The organism is Streptomyces pseudoechinosporeus (genome assembly GCF_054783935.1).
This window is the reverse complement of record NZ_BAAGPS010000009.1, coordinates 211324-225644: the sequence shown is the minus strand read 5'-3', so window position 1 is coordinate 225644 and position 14321 is coordinate 211324. Positions and strand designations below refer to the sequence as shown.

Annotated in this window: 16 protein-coding genes; 5 read left to right on the top strand and 11 right to left on the bottom strand. The window is 71.1% G+C overall.

The features are described from left to right. Nucleotides 1-96: 96 nt before the first annotated feature. From ACYVO6_RS12605 to pdxR, 3 genes are all read right to left on the bottom strand, one after another. Nucleotides 97-828, bottom strand: a complete 732-nt coding sequence (locus ACYVO6_RS12605; protein ID WP_461060428.1) for a protein tyrosine phosphatase family protein — start codon at nt 826-828, stop codon at nt 97-99. A 156-nt stretch (nt 829-984) separates the two neighbouring features. Then, nucleotides 985-1239, bottom strand: a complete 255-nt coding sequence (locus ACYVO6_RS12600; RefSeq protein WP_461060426.1) for a hypothetical protein — start codon at nt 1237-1239, stop codon at nt 985-987. Next, complete coding sequence (pdxR, locus tag ACYVO6_RS12595) at nt 1221-2699, bottom strand: MocR-like pyridoxine biosynthesis transcription factor PdxR (RefSeq protein ID WP_461060424.1); 1479 nt, start codon at nt 2697-2699, stop codon at nt 1221-1223. Before pdxR ends, ACYVO6_RS12600 begins: the two co-directional genes overlap by 19 nt. A 47-nt stretch (nt 2700-2746) precedes the next feature. Between pdxR and ACYVO6_RS12590 the strand changes: the two genes are divergently transcribed. Next, nucleotides 2747-3268 carry a carboxymuconolactone decarboxylase family protein gene (locus ACYVO6_RS12590; RefSeq protein WP_461060422.1) on the top strand — a complete coding sequence of 174 codons (522 nt, stop codon included), beginning with the start codon at nt 2747-2749 and terminating at the stop codon, nt 3266-3268. A gap of 19 nt (nt 3269-3287) precedes the next feature. Here ACYVO6_RS12590 and ACYVO6_RS12585 read toward each other — a convergent pair whose 3' ends face one another. The 3 genes from ACYVO6_RS12585 to ACYVO6_RS12575 form a co-directional block, all read right to left on the bottom strand. Then, on the bottom strand, nt 3288-4775 hold the full coding sequence (locus ACYVO6_RS12585) for a glutamate synthase subunit beta (RefSeq protein ID WP_461060420.1): 1488 nt from the start codon (nt 4773-4775) through the stop codon (nt 3288-3290). 169 nt (nt 4776-4944) lie between these two features. Further along, a complete protein-coding gene (locus tag ACYVO6_RS12580; RefSeq protein ID WP_461060418.1) occupies nt 4945-5424 on the bottom strand; it encodes an anthrone oxygenase family protein in 480 nt (159 codons plus the stop codon). Between the two features lie 155 nt (nt 5425-5579). Continuing rightward, entirely contained in the window at nt 5580-6272 is a 693-nt protein-coding gene (locus tag ACYVO6_RS12575) for a DUF2293 domain-containing protein (RefSeq protein WP_461060416.1), read from the bottom strand. 130 nt (nt 6273-6402) lie between these two features. Between ACYVO6_RS12575 and ACYVO6_RS12570 the strand changes: the two genes are divergently transcribed. Both ACYVO6_RS12570 and ACYVO6_RS12565 read left to right on the top strand, forming a co-directional pair. Beyond that, the gene (locus ACYVO6_RS12570) at nt 6403-7035 is read left to right on the top strand and encodes a nucleoside/nucleotide kinase family protein (protein ID WP_461060414.1); all 633 of its coding nucleotides are present in this window, start codon (nt 6403-6405) and stop codon (nt 7033-7035) included. A gap of 165 nt (nt 7036-7200) precedes the next feature. After that, nucleotides 7201-7629: a CBS domain-containing protein gene (locus ACYVO6_RS12565; protein ID WP_461060412.1), complete on the top strand. Its 429-nt coding sequence runs from the start codon at nt 7201-7203 to the stop codon at nt 7627-7629. Nucleotides 7630-7705: 76 nt separating this feature from the next. On the opposite strand, the gene ACYVO6_RS12560 is transcribed toward ACYVO6_RS12565, so the two are convergent. Further along, on the bottom strand, nt 7706-8833 hold the full coding sequence (locus ACYVO6_RS12560; protein WP_461060410.1) for a magnesium and cobalt transport protein CorA: 1128 nt from the start codon (nt 8831-8833) through the stop codon (nt 7706-7708). A gap of 185 nt (nt 8834-9018) precedes the next feature. Here ACYVO6_RS12560 and ACYVO6_RS12555 point away from each other — a divergent pair, with 185 nt between their 5' ends. Then, nucleotides 9019-9813 carry a methyltransferase domain-containing protein gene (locus ACYVO6_RS12555; protein WP_461060409.1) on the top strand — a complete coding sequence of 265 codons (795 nt, stop codon included), beginning with the start codon at nt 9019-9021 and terminating at the stop codon, nt 9811-9813. Nucleotides 9814-9844: 31 nt separating this feature from the next. Here ACYVO6_RS12555 and ACYVO6_RS12550 read toward each other — a convergent pair whose 3' ends face one another. Together ACYVO6_RS12550 and ACYVO6_RS12545 are read right to left on the bottom strand one after the other, a co-directional pair. Further along, nucleotides 9845-10786: a carbohydrate kinase family protein gene (locus tag ACYVO6_RS12550; protein ID WP_461060407.1), complete on the bottom strand. Its 942-nt coding sequence runs from the start codon at nt 10784-10786 to the stop codon at nt 9845-9847. A gap of 38 nt (nt 10787-10824) precedes the next feature. Further along, the gene (locus tag ACYVO6_RS12545; RefSeq protein ID WP_461060405.1) at nt 10825-11730 is read right to left on the bottom strand and encodes a pseudouridine-5'-phosphate glycosidase; all 906 of its coding nucleotides are present in this window, start codon (nt 11728-11730) and stop codon (nt 10825-10827) included. A gap of 101 nt (nt 11731-11831) precedes the next feature. On the opposite strand from ACYVO6_RS12545, the gene ACYVO6_RS12540 reads away from it, so the two are divergent. Further along, nucleotides 11832-12260 carry a VOC family protein gene (locus ACYVO6_RS12540; RefSeq protein WP_352378877.1) on the top strand — a complete coding sequence of 143 codons (429 nt, stop codon included), beginning with the start codon at nt 11832-11834 and terminating at the stop codon, nt 12258-12260. A 54-nt stretch (nt 12261-12314) separates the two neighbouring features. On the opposite strand, the gene ACYVO6_RS12535 is transcribed toward ACYVO6_RS12540, so the two are convergent. Continuing rightward, nucleotides 12315-13631: an MFS transporter gene (locus tag ACYVO6_RS12535; RefSeq protein ID WP_461060403.1), complete on the bottom strand. Its 1317-nt coding sequence runs from the start codon at nt 13629-13631 to the stop codon at nt 12315-12317. A gap of 88 nt (nt 13632-13719) precedes the next feature. Next, a complete protein-coding gene (locus tag ACYVO6_RS12530; RefSeq protein ID WP_461061369.1) occupies nt 13720-14274 on the bottom strand; it encodes a methylated-DNA--[protein]-cysteine S-methyltransferase in 555 nt (184 codons plus the stop codon). Nucleotides 14275-14321 lie beyond the last annotated feature (47 nt).

Below are 14321 nucleotides of genomic sequence, written 5' to 3'. Positions count from 1 at the left end.
CGTTGTCAGTTGCCCCTTATTCGTTGCCCTTTATGCCGCCTCTGTCGTCCCTGTTCCTTATTGAGGGGTTTCCCTGCCTTGGTGTTCAGTTGATCCCTACAGGTACGACCACATGCGGCGTGGTGCGTCCACGAGGCGGCTGAGCGCGACCACCGGGAACGGCGGCTGCTCCGCATGGTCCCGATTGAGGTTCAGCGCGTAGTAGATCTGCTCGATCGACGGCGGTCCGACCGCGAGGTTGCGGCGGGCCGCCGTCGTCGGCGACTGCTTCTCCACCTGTACGAGATACGCGGCGGCCATCGTCCCCGTACGGCCCACGCCCGCGCCGCAGTGCACGAACACCGGCCCCGGCACCGAGCCGACGACGTCCAGGAAACGTCGCACCTGGTCCGGCGTCGGGGTCTGTCCGTCGCGGATGGGCAGACGTACGACGTCGAGCCCGGCCTTGCGGGGCCCGGCGAGCTGGGAGGAGCTCAGGTCCTCGGCGCGCAGATCGACGACGGTGGCGAAGCCGAGGCGCGCCAACGCCTGGTAGCCCGCGGGGGAGGGGGCGGCGCCGCGCCACAACTCTCCATCGGCGTCCACGGGTTGGAAATGATGGATGCCCTTGACCGCGTGGGTTCCCTCGGGCGGCGGAGTCTGTTCGCCCGTCCAGAGCGACACCCCGAGGATGCCCAGCGCGCCGGTCGCCCAGAGGGCGAAGTAGCCGAGGGCCAGCGCGGCAAGTGTGCGGAGGGCCGTTCTGCGCAGGGGCCGACGGGAGCGGTCCGGGCCTGACCGGCCGGTGGGCAGGGGGAGTTGGGGCGAGGGCGGGGCAATGACAGCCATGGGCGACCGGAGGGCTCGGGGACGAGGGGCGCGCTGGCATCGTAACCCCGGATGCCGGGTCGGGAGTTGGTCGTGAGCCTGATGGTTCGGCTGTCGCCGGACGTGGTCGCAGGGATTGGTTCAGACGTCGGGGTTGGTTGAGACGTCGGGATTGGTTCAATCGTCGTCGGCGTCGCCGATGCCGACCACCGTGAGGTGGGTGCGGTCCAGGCCGGTGTCCTCCAGGCAGCCGCGCAGCCGCATTCGGTCGTGGTCGGTGAGCGCGGGTTGCACGACACCGGCGAAGAGACCGTCGCCCAGTTCGCCGAGCGTGGCGCGGCGCAGCGGCACGGATGTCGAGTCACGGCATCGTTCCCAGAGTTGATGCGCGGCCAGGGACTGCCGCTGTGCCGTCATGTCCGCGCCGCGCATGTCGACACGTACGAGTGCGGAGGTCGCCCGGACGGCAACGCCGCGCACAACGCCTCCAGCGCGGCCCCGTACGCATGCTCCGGAGGCGTCGCATAACCGACGACCAGCCCGTCCGGCCCGTCCAGGCCATCCGGCGCGGAGATGGCTGCCTCCGGGTGCCGGAACTCGGCGAGCCCGTCCAGGGCCAGCCCCTGCCAGTGGGCGGCCCTGACGGCAGCCTGTTCGCTTCCGGGCGGCAGTCGTAGCACCGCGTGGAGCCCGGCCGCGATCCCGGTGACCTCGATGTGCGGCGCGTGCGCGGCCAGCGCGACGACGAGACGGTCCCGTCGCGTCCGGTACCGCTGCCGCATGCGCCGCACGTGACGGTCGTACGACCCGGAGGCGATGAAGTCCGCGAGCGACATCTGATCGAGGACGCTCACCCACGCCTCACGCTCGCCCTTCGCCTCCAGTACGGCATCGACGTACCGCTCCGGGAGCACCATCCAGCCCAGCCGCAGCGCGGGCGACAGGCTCTTGCTGACCGAGCCGATATGGATGACGCGCTCCGGGTCCAGCCCCTGAACGGCGCCCACGGGCTTGCGGTCGTAGCGGAACTCCCCGTCATAGTCGTCCTCCAGAATCACCCCGCCACGCGCGCGTGCCCAGTCGATCACGGCGCCGCGGCGCGCGGGATGCAGAGGCCCGCCGGTCGGGAACTGGTGCGCCGGCGTAAGCAGTACGGCCCGCTCCTTGCCCAACTCCTCGACCTGGGCGCCGTGTTCGTCGAGGGGCAGCGGGAAGGTCCGTACGCCTGCCGCTGCCAGCAACTCGCGATGGAAGGGCAGCCCGTACGCCTCCACGGCCAGCGGGCCCTGGAGTACGCCGCCTCCGAAGAGGAGCCGCAGCGCGTGGGCGAAACCGGAGCAGATCACGATCCGGCCCGGCTCGGTGCGTACGCCACGCGCGCGTGCCAGGTACCCCGTGAGCGCCTCCCGTAGTTCGCGGCGGCCGGCTGGATCTCCCGGCCCGAACGCCTCGTTGGGCGCCTGCTGCAAGGCTTGCCGGTACGAGGTGAGCCAGGCCGTGCGCGGGAACGCCGATACGTCCGGGGTGCCCTGCCGCAGGTCGTGTCGTGGTCCACGCGCGCGTGGGGGTGCCTTTTTGGGTACGCGCGCGGCGTGTTGCAGAGGTTCGGCGCGCTCGGCAACCCGGGTGCCCGAGCCCTGGCGCGCGGTCAGCCAGCCCTCGGCGACGAGTTCGGCGTACGCGTCGGCGACGGTGTTGCGGGCGATGCCGAGATCGGCGGCCAGCGAGCGGTACGGGGGGAGGCGGGCGCCCGGGGCGAGACGGCCGCTGCGTACGGCCTCGCGCAGGGCGCGGATGAGGGCGGCCCGACGGCCGCCCTGGCCCGACAGTTCGAGTTCCAGATGCAGGTCGGCACCGATGCGTTCCGCAGAATTGACCCACGATTCCACCATGAAAATGAACCCTACAGAGGGTCTTTCCGGGCCGTAGTTTCGTGGTCATGACGACGAACGCGACGAACGCGACGAACACGATGGACATGACCAAGGTGGCGAACGGGGCCGCGGTGGCCGAAAACGTTCGCCTCAACTTCGCGAAGTCGGCCCGGAAGGCTTTCCGGGCCCTCATCGGCTTCGACGCCGCCGCCCGCGAGGGGCTCGACCCCGCCCTCGTCGAGCTGATCCAGATCCGCGCCTCGCACCTCAACCACTGCGCGTACTGCCTCCACATGCACACCAACGACGCGCGCAAGGCGGGCGAGAGCGAGGACCGGCTGCACATGGTCGCGGTGTGGCGCGAGGCCCGCCACTTCTTCACGGAGCGGGAACAGGCGGCGCTCGCCCTGACAGAGGCGGTGACGCTGGTGGCCGACCGCGGTGTCCCGGACGACGTCTACGCGCGGGCCGCCGACCAGTTCGACGAGCAGGAACTGGCCCAGGTCCTGGCGCTGATCTTCGCGATCAACACCTGGAACCGGATCGCGCTGTCGACGGGGAAGGTGGCGGGCACGGACGAACGCTGACGCTCCTGTCCCTGGTGTCTCACACCCTCATCGGCCGGTCGTACGGCCCAATCGGCGCCGGAAGCCGCGAACTCCCCGTCAGTTGGCGGTCGACCGCCGCCGCCACCGCCCGGCCCTCGGCGATGGCCCACACGATCAGGGACTGGCCGCGCGCGGCGTCCCCGGCGGCGTACACACCGGGGACGTTGGTCGCGAAGTCGGCGTCACGGGCGATCGTGCCACGGGGGTCGAGGCCGAGGCCGAGCTGGTCGACGAGACCGTCGGAGCGGTCGGGGCCGGAGAATCCGAGGGCGAGCAGGACGAGGTCGGCGGCGAGTCGGCGTCCGGTGCCGGGGACGGGCCGGCGCTCGGCGTCGACCTCGACCAGGTGCAGCGCGCGTACATGCCCATTCGCATCGCCGGTGAAGCGGAGCGTGGACGCCGCGAAGAGCCGTGCGTCGGCGTCCGCCGAGGGCGCCGTCCGCAGCTCGCGGGCCTCCTCGTGCGCGGCCGACAGCCGGTAGATCTTCGGGTACGTCGGCCATGGCTCGGCGTCCTCGTCGCGTTCCGTGCCCGGCAGCGCGTAGATGTCGAGCTGGGTCACGGACGCCGCGCCCTCGCGTATCGCCGTGCCCAGACAGTCGGCACCGGTGTCGCCGCCTCCGACGATCACGACATGCTTGCCGGCCGTGGACAGCGGGGAGGCCTCCATATCCCCCTCGCACACCCGGTTGGCCAACGGCAGATACTCCATCGCCTGGTGTATCCCGTCCAACTCACGCCCTGGCACGGGCAGTTCACGCCAGGCCGTGGCACCCACGGCGAGCACGACGGCGTCGTAACGGGCCCGTAGCCCGGCGGCATCGATGTCCCGGCCGACGGCCGTCGACGTACGGAACTTGGTTCCCTCCGCCCGCATCTGCTCGAGCCGCCGCTCCAGATGCCGCTTCTCCATCTTGAACTCGGGTATCCCGTACCGCATCAGCCCGCCGAGCCGGTCGTCCCGCTCGTACACGGCGACCGTGTGCCCGGCCCGCGTCAACTGCTGCGCCGCGGCAAGGCCCGTAGGTCCCGAGCCGATCACCGCGACCGTACGCCCGGAGAGCCGGTCCGGCGGTCGCGGCGGCGCGAAGCCCTCCTCCCAGGCCCGGTCGGCGATCGCGACCTCGACGTTCTTGATGGTGACCGCGGGCTGGTTGATCGCCAGCACGCAGCCCGCCTCGCAGGGCGCGGGGCACAACCGCCCGGTGAACTCGGGGAAGTTGTTCGTGGCGTGCAGTCGGTCGCTCGCCGCGCGCCAGTCGTCGCGCGAGACCAGGTCGTTCCAGTCGGGGATCAGATTGCCGAGCGGACAGGCCTCGTGGCAGAAGGGGATGCCGCAGTCCATACAGCGGTCCGCCTGCGTGCGGATGATGGGCAGCAGCGCGCCGGGGACGTACACCTCGTCCCAGTCACGGACCCGCTCCTCGACGGGGCGGCGTGGCCAGTCCTCACGGGAGGCGTTGAGGAAACCCTTGGGATCGGCCATGGCCGTCTTCCCTTACCTACGCGAACGGGGCCCGTACGGCATCCGGCCTCCGGGCCGGGGCGGCGGGCCGGGGCGGACGCGTAGGGCCTTGCGGCAGACTCTTTCCGCCACGATACGTCGCCCACGGCGCGCACGCCTCAGGGTGCGCGCCGGCGCATGCGCCTCCGCCTCAGGCGAGAGCCAGGACGTACGAGATCGCCGCAGCGGCGGACGCGGCCGTGCGGACGTGGTTCCACATCGTCCACTCGCTCACGTACGAGGACCAGTACGCGGCGGCCTCCCGAGTGCCGGGGTCCATCGTGACCAGCTTCTCGTTGCGCGGGACGTTCGCGACCATCGTGACCCCGAAGCAGCCGAACAAATACAGCGCGCTGCCAAGCAGCAACTCCACCGTGCCCTCGTCGGGCCACAGCACGAACGTGACCACCGCGAGCACCGCGCACAGCACGGCCGACCCGACGAACACGATCATGAAGGCCGGCGCCAACACCGTCACGTTGATCGACTTCATCGCGGCCACGCCCTGCGCCGGTGGCAGCGCGGCAAGTCCCCTCATGATGAAGGTCGAGAACCCGAAGAAGACTCCGGCCACCAGCCCCGTACCGAGCACACCCAGCACCGTCAGTACGAAGTACGGTCCATCGATCATGGCAACTCCCGCATATTCGAAGATCCTGCCCGGCACTCCCTGTCACCACAAGTGAAAGCCCGTACGACCAGGGTCACCATGGCCGAGGGGCTCGGGGACATACGCGAAGCGCTCCGCTGGGGGCGCGGGGCTGTCAATTTGCGGCTCCGCCGCGCTCACGCGCGCGCAGCGTCGCCCTGCCAGGCCCGGACCGTCTCCTCGACCGTGGAGGCGATGCGGCGGCGGGCCTCATGGCGCGGCACGCCGCTCATGAGCAGCTGGTCGTACGGCGTGTCCGCGTGCCGGATCGCCGCACGGACCGCCGAGACCACCGCGTCCTCGGACAGCGCACGCCCAGCCGCGCTACGCCCCACCCGCCCACTCCCGCGCACCGAGGCATGCGCGGCGATCGCGGCAGCCCGATCAGCCGGGCAGCCCGGAAACAACCGCGCGATCTCCGCCGCGAACGCCTCCGTGAACCGCACATCCTCCGCGGCCCGCCGCCGCGCGTCCCGATCCCGGCGCCTCTCCCGCGCCTCCGCGTCCGCCAGGCACCGTTCCTCGGCCCGAGCGAGCGCCTCCTCCTCGACGAGCACTCCCTGCCGCTCGTAGCGACTGCGCCGCCGACTGAACCGTACGACCACCGCCGACAACGCGCTCCCCTCACGCGCCCTCCGCGTCAACGCCGTGTCGCCCCGCGGCAGGAACACTAGATGCCCGAGATCGGCACAGTCGAGACAGTGCGGTTCCCCCTTCTCCATGACCAGCATCTCGAGCGGCCCGCCCCGGCACTCGGCACAGTGCCGATTCCTGATCGGCTGGATGACGAGAAGCTCGCTGTGCTGCGGGGGAGTTGTCTTGGGCGCCATATGCGGTTCCTTCCCTCTTCGGCGCGAGTTCTACGTGGCCCGCTCGTTGCTCTTGGGGCCCCGCCCCCTCCCCACCCCCTGCCACCCCGCCCCTCCCCGACCGCCTTCGCCCGCGCGGCATCATGGCCCTGTGCGACTCGAAGCGATCACTTGGGAACGGCTCGGCGACCTCCTCGCCGAGCGGTTCCTCGACCTGAAGCCGGACGACGGCAGCCCCTGGCCGCGTATCGCCTTCGACGGAGCACCGGCCGCCCACCCCGGCGAGCTCGCCGAACGCGTGGCCGAAGCGCTGCGCCTGCGCGGCCGGTCTGCCCTCGTCGTCGGCACGGAGGGCTTCTTGCGCCCCGCGTCGCTCCGGTTCGAGCACGGTCACCAGGACGTGGAGGCGTACTACGACGGCTGGTTCGACACGGGCGCCCTGTGGCGCGAGGTCTTCGGCCCGCTGGACCCTGGTGGTGACGGCCGCGTCCTGCCCGACCTCTGGGATCCGGTCGCCGACCGCGCCACCCGCAGCCCTTACGTCCAACTCCCGCCAGGCGCCCTGCTGTTGCTGCACGGCCCGCTGCTTCTACGCCACTGGTTCCCGTTCGACTTCACCGTCCATGTACGCCTCTCCCCGGGCGCCCTGCATCGACGCACCCCCGAAAGTGAGCACTGGACGCTTCCCGTGTACGAGCGCTACGAGAGCGAGGTGGCCCCGGGCGACACGGCCGACATCCTTGTGCGCGCAGACGACCCGCGCCGCCCGGCATGGAACGGCTGACCCTGACCTCGGCGAGCGGCTCCGGACCACTTGTGCAAGAACCGCGCCGCTGGAATCCGGGCACTTGCGGGTGCGTATCGCCTCCCGCCCGGCGAGAATGTAGGGCGCCGGGACTAGCGGTGCGTCCCCGCGCCGCGCCGGCCCGCCGGCATCGGGAGGTACTTCATGACCACTGCCGGAGACATCATGCACCGCGGTGCCCAGTGGATCCCCGCCCACGAGACCCTGGACCGCGCTGCCCAGCTGATGCGCGAGCTCAATGTGGGCGCGCTGCCCATCAGCGACGAGAACGAACGGCTCTGCGGTATCCTCACGGACCGCGACATCGTGGTCGGCTGCGTGGCCATGGGGCACGACCCGGCACGCGTCACCGCGGGCGAGATGGCCAAGGGCACACCGCGCTGGATCGACGCGAACGCCGATGTCAGCGAAGTGCTCGGCGAAATGCAGGGGCACCAGATCCGCCGCCTTCCTGTGATCGAGAACAAGCGTCTGGTCGGAATGATCAGCGAGGCCGATCTGGCCGCGCATCTGACGGACGATCAGCTCGCGCACTGGGCCGAGAGCGTCTACGCGAGGACCGCCACGCGCTGACGCCGGGATCCCGCCGCCACCGGGAACGCGCTCTCGTCCGGCCGGCCGTGTCGGACGAGGTGCGTCACGGCTGGTGTCACAGCCAGCCGTTGCGCTTGAAGCCCCGGTACAGGACGAAGCAGGCAGTGGCGATCACACCGAGCGTCATGGGGTAGCCCAATTTCCAGTGCAGCTCCGGCATGTGCTCGAAGTTCATGCCGTAGACACCGCAGACCATCGTCGGCACGGCGATCAGCGCCGCCCATGCCGTGATCTTCCGCATGTCCTCGTTCTGCGCGACGCTGACCTGCGCGAGGTGCGCCTGCAGAATCGAGTTGAGCAGCTCGTCGAACGCGGCTATCTGCTCGGTCGCCCGCAGCAGATGGTCGGAGACGTCCCGGAAGTACGCCTGTATCTCCGGATCGACCACCCGTATCGGCCGGGTGGCGAGATCCATGAGCGGGCGGTTCAGGGGCGCCACCGCCCGCTTCAGCTCGAGGAGTTCACGCTTGAGCTGGTAGATGCGCCCGGGGTCGGCCCGCGCGCCGCTCTCCGCGAACACATCCGTCTCGACCTGGTCGATGTCCGCCTGCACCGAGTCGGTGACGTTCAGATAGTCGTCGACCACATGGTCCGCGATCGCGTGCAGCACCGCGGCCGGTCCCTTGGCGAGCTGCTGGGGATCGGCCTCCAGCTCCTCGCGCAGCGGGCCCAGCGAACCATGCCGGCCGTGCCGCACCGTGATCACGAAGTGGTGGCCGACGAACACCATGATCTCGCCGGTGTTCACCACCTCGCTGGTCGCGGTCAGTTCGGTGTGATCGACGTAGCAGACCGTCTTGAACACCGCGAACAGCGTCTCGCCGTACCGCTCCAGCTTGGGGCGCTGATGGGCGTCCACGGCGTCCTCGGCCGCCAGTGGGTGCAGGTCGAAGAGCTCGGCGATGCCCGCGAACTCCGCTTCCGTCGGCTCGTGCAGCCCGAGCCAGACGAAGCCGTCGCCGGCCTTGCTGACCTGCTCCACCGTCTCGACGAGATCGCGACCGCCGGGCACTCTCGTCCCGTCCTCGTACGCCACGCAGTTCACCACCGCGGAGCCCAGCGGGGACCGGGCGGGGTGACTCAGGTCCACACGGGTACGCCGCCGTGTCAACCGCGCCACCCTGCGAAGGCCGCCGACCCTGCCCAGGCCCGTGACCTTCCGCAGATTCCCTGCCATCGACATCTGGAATCTCCTCGTGTGGATCTCCTCGCGCCGCACTCTGCGCCTTGCCGCGGCCAGTCTGCCAGGCTGCTTCGATGGCGGGGGAAGCCTGTGGGAACGGAACATTCCGCTCCGAGAGTTCTGGCGTACCGCCGACGGAAGCGTCACCCGTCGCGGATAAGCCGAACAATTGGGATGATTGCCGCATGACGCGAACTGACGGGTATCTCCTCGACAACCGGCAGACCGAGGCGGGGCAGCGCTTCGACGCCCTCGCTGCACTCTTCGACCCCACGACGTTCCGCCACATCGAGCAGTTCGGCATCGGATCCGGCTGGCGCTGCTGGGAGGTCGGCGCGGGCGGCACATCCGTGGTGTCCTGGCTGGCCAAGAAGGTCGGCCCCACCGGACGGGTCGTCGCGACCGACATCGACACCTCGTGGGCGGCCTCGGCCACCCGGCCGCCGGTCGAGGTGTACGTGCACGACGTGGGCGTGGACGAGCCGCCGGGCGACGGCTTCGATCTCGTGCACGCCCGGCTCGTACTGTCCCATGTACCGCACAGGGAACGGGCGTTGCGTTCGATGATCAAGGCCCTACGGTCGGGCGGACGGCTCCTGGTCGAGGACGCCGATCCCGCACTGCAACCGCTGCTCTGGCCCGATGAGCGCGGCACCGAGCAGCAACTGGCCAACCGGCTGCGCCACGCCTTCCGCCAACTGCTCGCCGAGCGCGGCGCCGACCTCGCGTACGGCCGTCGGCTCCCGCGGCTGCTCCGCGAGGCCGGACTGCAACATGTGGAGGCCGACGCGTACTTCCCCATCACCTCGCCCGCCTGCGCCGTTCTGGAATCGGCGACGATCCGGCAGATCCGCGCCCGGCTCGTCGCGGCGGGCCTCGTCACGGACCAGGACATCGACCGCCACCTGGCGAACGTGGCGGCGGGCGCCACGGACCTGGCCACGGCACCGCTGATCTCGGCGTGGGGGCGCAAGGCGTAACCCGGGAGCGGGAGTTGGCAGGGGACGGCCGTCACGTGCCCCTCTGAGGCCTCCCGCCCACCCGCTCCACCGCGAGCGCCCCCGCCCGACACCCCTCCGCCGCCGCTTCCCCGGGCCGGCTGCCCGAGAGCAGAGCGGCCAGGAAGGCGCCGGTGAAAGCGTCCCCGGCTCCCGTCGTGTCCACGGGAGCCGCGGGCGTCGCCGGGACGAGATCCCGTACGGTGCCCGACTCGGCCACCAGAGCCCCGGCGCCGCCCTGCTTGACCACCACCAGCGAGGCGTGGCGGCTCAACTTGGCCGCCGCGTCCGCCGGATCGGGCAGCCCGGTGAGCAGGCAGGCCTCGTCCCGGCTCGGCAGCAGTACGTCGATCCCCTCGGCAAGCGCGAGGAAACGATCCACGCCCAGCTCCGTGAGGAACCCCGCCGACGCGGGATCCACACTCACCGGCACACCACGCGCGCGTGCCGACTCCACAGCCACCGCCACCAGCGCCCGGCACGACTCGGAGAAGAACAGGTAACCCGACAGGTGCAGCCACGCGACGCCGTCGAGCAGCGACGGCGACCAGTCGTCGGGGTCGAGCCGCAGGGAGGCGCCGCTGCCCGTGAGGAACGTACGCTCCGCCGAAGCGCCTGTGTCCACCAGGCAGATCACCGTGCCTGTCGGCGCCGCGGGATCTACGACCAGGTGAGGACGCACCCCTGAAGCGGTCAGTTCCCGTTCGTGCCACGCGGCGGAGTCGGCGCCCACCCGGCCGAGGAGCCGCACCTGAGCACAGCCCCAATGGGCCGCCCAGCATGCGACGTTGGCGCCCGCGCCGCCGGGCACGGTCCGGATGGCGGCGGCTGTATCGGTGCCGGAGGCGAGCGGTCCGCGGTACTGGGCGACGACGTCCGTGACGACGTCGCCGACGACAAGAAGAGCGCCGTCACGACGAAACGGGCTCGTCGCGTCCCGGCTCGGCTCCCTCATGCCCTCGCCGGCCCCGATCACGGGTTCGCCCGCCCCGGTCACGCCCCGGCCCAGGCCGCCGCGATCCGCCCCGCGAGCCGTACGTTGCCGCGTACGGCCGCCAGATTGGCGCTCAGCGACGCCCCGTCCGTGTGCCGGACCAGATAGTCGAGCAGAAACGGCGTGACCGCCTGGCCGGTCACGCCCTCCGCCTCGCACGCGTGCAGCGCGTCGGCCAGCACGCGTGCGTGGAGCTCGGGATCGAGCTGCTCCGCCTCGGGCACCGGATTCGCGACGATCAGGGCCGACTCGGGCCCGTCGAGCGCGTCCTGTGCGCGCATGACAGCCGCGATCTCGTCGGGTGACTGAAGCGTCCAGTCCACCGGATGCCCCGAGTCGGACAGATAGAAGCCGGGAAAGCGCACCGTCGCGTACCCGGCGACCGCGACGCCCAGGGTCTCCAGGCGCTGCAGGGTCGCCGGCACGTCCAGGATGGACTTCACGCCCGCGCACACCACCGTGATCCGGGTACGTGCCAGAAGCCCCAGGTCGGCGGACTCGTCCTGGGTGACCGTCCACTCCCGGTGCACGCCACCGAGGCCGCCCGTCGCGAACACCCGGACGCCCGCACGTGCGGCCAGCAGCGCCGTCGCGGACACCGTGGTCGCCCCGCTCGCTCCTGTGGCGACGGCGAGCGGCAGATCGCGATGGCCGAGCTTGCGGATGCCGTCCTCGTTCGCGACCCGCTCCAACTGCTCCTTGTCGAGGCCCACATGGGGCTGCCCGTCCAGGACGGCGATCGTCGCGGGAACGGCCCCCTCCTGGCGTACGGCCTCCTCCAGCTCCAGCGCCACCTGGAGATTGCGTGGGCGCGGCAGCCCATGGGCGATGATCGTGGACTCCAGGGCCACCACCGGCCGGTGCGCGGCGAGCGCCTCCCGTACCTCTTCGGACACCACCAGCACGCGCGCGCCTCCTGTCTGTCGGCTCTCCCCATCATTCCTGGCGGGCGGCACGTGTGGCCAAACCCTTGCGGTGGCCCGGAAGGGGGCAGCAGCCTGGGGGCATGACGGACAACTCGATACGTCTCGACCACGTCGTCCTCTGGGTGCGCGACCCCGTCGCCTCGGCCGACTTCTACGAGAAGACGCTCGGCATGGAGCCCCTCAGGGTCACCGAATTCGCCGCGGGGACGGCATCGTTCCCTTCCGTACGCCTCAATGAAGAGACCATCTTCGACCTCGCGCCCCTGCCGCTGGCCGCGCGCATGGACGCCGTCCCCGGGGCGGCAGAAAGCGCCGGCCACCCGGTCAACCACGTATGCCTGTCCCTCCCCGGTGAGGACTTCGACGCGCTCCGCACTCGTCTCGAGGAGCGGTCCGTCCCCGTCTCGGACTTCTCGTACGACGCGTTCGGCGCCCGCGGAATGGCCAAGCGCAGCTTCTACTTCCGGGACCCGGACGGAAACGTCTTCGAGGCACGGCACTACGAGTAGCTCTCAGGTATCTCAGGTAGGGGAAAGGGGTGTCCGCGCGCGCGTGGACACCCCTCAGCCGTCGGTGTCGCGAGGTGTTCGAGGTGCTTCGGATATCGCCGTGTCCACCTTGCGCCTGCCCCGGGTGAACAGTGCCAGCGCGCCGAGTGGCAGCAGCAGGCAGGCGGCGATGAGGTTGAGCCAGCCGTAGCCCGCCTGCGCGACGATCAGGCCCGCTGCCGCGCCGCCGATGCCCGCCGAGGTGTTCATGGTCAGGTCTGACAGCCCTTGCGCGGCGGCGCGCGTGGGCTGGGGCACAGAGTCCGTGAGCAGCGCGGAGCCCGAGACGAGGCCGGCCGACCAGCCGAGGCCCAGCAGGAAGAGCCCGGCGGCGCTCTGCCAGTGGCTGCCGCCCGCGGTGCCCGCGAGCAGTGCCGCGCAGGCCAGCAGCCCCACGGCGAGGCCTATCACCGAGAGGCGCCCGAGCCGGTCCGACAGCCGCCCCATGATCGGCGAGAAGGCGTACATGCCCGCGATATGGCCGCTGATGACCAGCCCGATCAGATCGATGCTCGCGCCGTGGTGATCGAGGTCGACCGGTGTCATCGACATGACCGAGACCATCGCCGTGTGCGAGACGGCCACCGTCACCAGGGCGAGACGGGCGCGCGCCGAGGCCCGCACCGCGGCCAGCCCGGCCCGTATGGAGCGCGCCTCGGCGGACTGCTCCTCGACCGGTGCAAGCGCGCGGGCAGTGAGCAACGGGTCGGGCCGCAGCAGCACGGCGACCAGGAGCGCCGAGAGGAGGAAGACCCCGGCCGCCCACAGGAAGGGGCCCGCCTCCTCCGGTATGCCGAGCCCGGAGACGCTGCGCCCCGCGGGCGCGGCGATGTTGGGACCGAGGACCGCACCGATCGTGGTCGCCCACACGACGTTCGAGATCGCCCGGGCCCGTCGCTGGGGCTCGGCGAGGTCGGCGGCTGCGAAGCGTGCCTGCAGATTCGCCGACGAGGCCGCGCCGAAAGCCGCCATGCCGAGCAACAGCAGCGGAAAGTTGCCGACGGCCGCGGCGATCACGACGAGGCCCGCGCCCAGGGCACCGATGAGATAGGCCAGGACGAGTCCCGGGCGGCGACCGCGCGCGGTCATCAGCGCCGCCAGCGGCACCGAGAGCACCGCCGTCCCCGTGACCGTCGCGGTGGGCGCGAGTCCCGCCAGCGACTCCGTGCCGCTGATGTCCTCGGCCAGTACGACGGCGAGCGCGATACCGATGGCGACGCCCAGTCCGCCCAGGATCTGACTGGCGATGAGCACAGCGGATGTACGGCGCCGCAGAGCCGACAGCCCGTCCGCGTCAACGGGCACGGCGATCTGCCGCTCGACGGCGCTCATGGCGAACCCGCCGCGTCGGATGTGTGCGCACGCGCGAAGGATGTGGTCATCGGCGCAGTCTCCCCCCTCTCCCGAACTCGGGACACCCTCAGAACAACGGCTCCGGCAGCACCCCTTCCAGCGCAAGCAGCTTCCGCTTCGTCTCCAGGCCACCCCCGAAGCCGCCGATGCCGCCGTCGCTCTCGACGACCCGGTGACACGGCACGAGAATCGGCAGCGGATTGGCGCCCATGGCCATGCCCACGGCCTGCGCCGCGCCCGGCTGACCCACCCGGCCGGCCAGGTCGCCGTACCCCACGACCGTCCCGTACGGAACGCCGGACGCCAGCTCGTGCAGCACCTGGCGGTTGAAGCCGGAGATCAGAGACCAGTCCAGCGGCAGCTCGAAGTCGTGCCGGTCGCCCGCGAAGTACGCCTGAACCTGGCGTATCGCCTCGGCCAGCAGTGGGGAGTCGGGTGCCTCGACAGGCTCGGCGCCAAGCCGGGACTGCAGCCGGTCGAGCGCTTTGCCGCGCACCGTGTCCGTGGCGTGGAAGACGACGTTGACCAAACCTTCGCCGGTCGCGGCCAGCAGCAGCGGACCGATGTCGCTGCCGACGACGGCCCACACCACCCGCTGCTCGTTCTGCCCATGGCTGTTCATGCGCCCCACCGTACGGCGCACCACTGACAACGCCGGTGGCGCGGACG

Bases quoted from the DNA above. Each gene is read 5' to 3' on its own strand.
- ACYVO6_RS12575 (WP_461060416.1), bottom strand. From the start codon at position 6,272: ATGGCGCCCAAGACAACTCCCCCGCAGCACAGCGAGCTTCTCGTCATC.
- ACYVO6_RS12590 (WP_461060422.1), top strand. From the start codon at position 2,747: ATGACGACGAACGCGACGAACGCGACGAACACGATGGACATGACCAAG.
- ACYVO6_RS12540 (WP_352378877.1), top strand. From the start codon at position 11,832: ATGACGGACAACTCGATACGTCTCGACCACGTCGTCCTCTGGGTGCGC.
- ACYVO6_RS12565 (WP_461060412.1), top strand. From the start codon at position 7,201: ATGACCACTGCCGGAGACATCATGCACCGCGGTGCCCAGTGGATCCCC.
- ACYVO6_RS12580 (WP_461060418.1), bottom strand. From the start codon at position 5,424: ATGATCGATGGACCGTACTTCGTACTGACGGTGCTGGGTGTGCTCGGT.
- ACYVO6_RS12535 (WP_461060403.1), bottom strand. From the start codon at position 13,631: ATGAGCGCCGTCGAGCGGCAGATCGCCGTGCCCGTTGACGCGGACGGG.
- ACYVO6_RS12560 (WP_461060410.1), bottom strand. From the start codon at position 8,833: ATGTCGATGGCAGGGAATCTGCGGAAGGTCACGGGCCTGGGCAGGGTC.
- ACYVO6_RS12605 (WP_461060428.1), bottom strand. From the start codon at position 828: ATGGCTGTCATTGCCCCGCCCTCGCCCCAACTCCCCCTGCCCACCGGC.
- ACYVO6_RS12530 (WP_461061369.1), bottom strand. From the start codon at position 14,274: ATGAACAGCCATGGGCAGAACGAGCAGCGGGTGGTGTGGGCCGTCGTC.
- ACYVO6_RS12550 (WP_461060407.1), bottom strand. From the start codon at position 10,786: ATGAGGGAGCCGAGCCGGGACGCGACGAGCCCGTTTCGTCGTGACGGC.
- pdxR (WP_461060424.1), bottom strand. From the start codon at position 2,699: ATGGTGGAATCGTGGGTCAATTCTGCGGAACGCATCGGTGCCGACCTG.
- ACYVO6_RS12585 (WP_461060420.1), bottom strand. From the start codon at position 4,775: ATGGCCGATCCCAAGGGTTTCCTCAACGCCTCCCGTGAGGACTGGCCA.
- ACYVO6_RS12600 (WP_461060426.1), bottom strand. From the start codon at position 1,239: ATGCGCGGCGCGGACATGACGGCACAGCGGCAGTCCCTGGCCGCGCAT.
- ACYVO6_RS12555 (WP_461060409.1), top strand. From the start codon at position 9,019: ATGACGCGAACTGACGGGTATCTCCTCGACAACCGGCAGACCGAGGCG.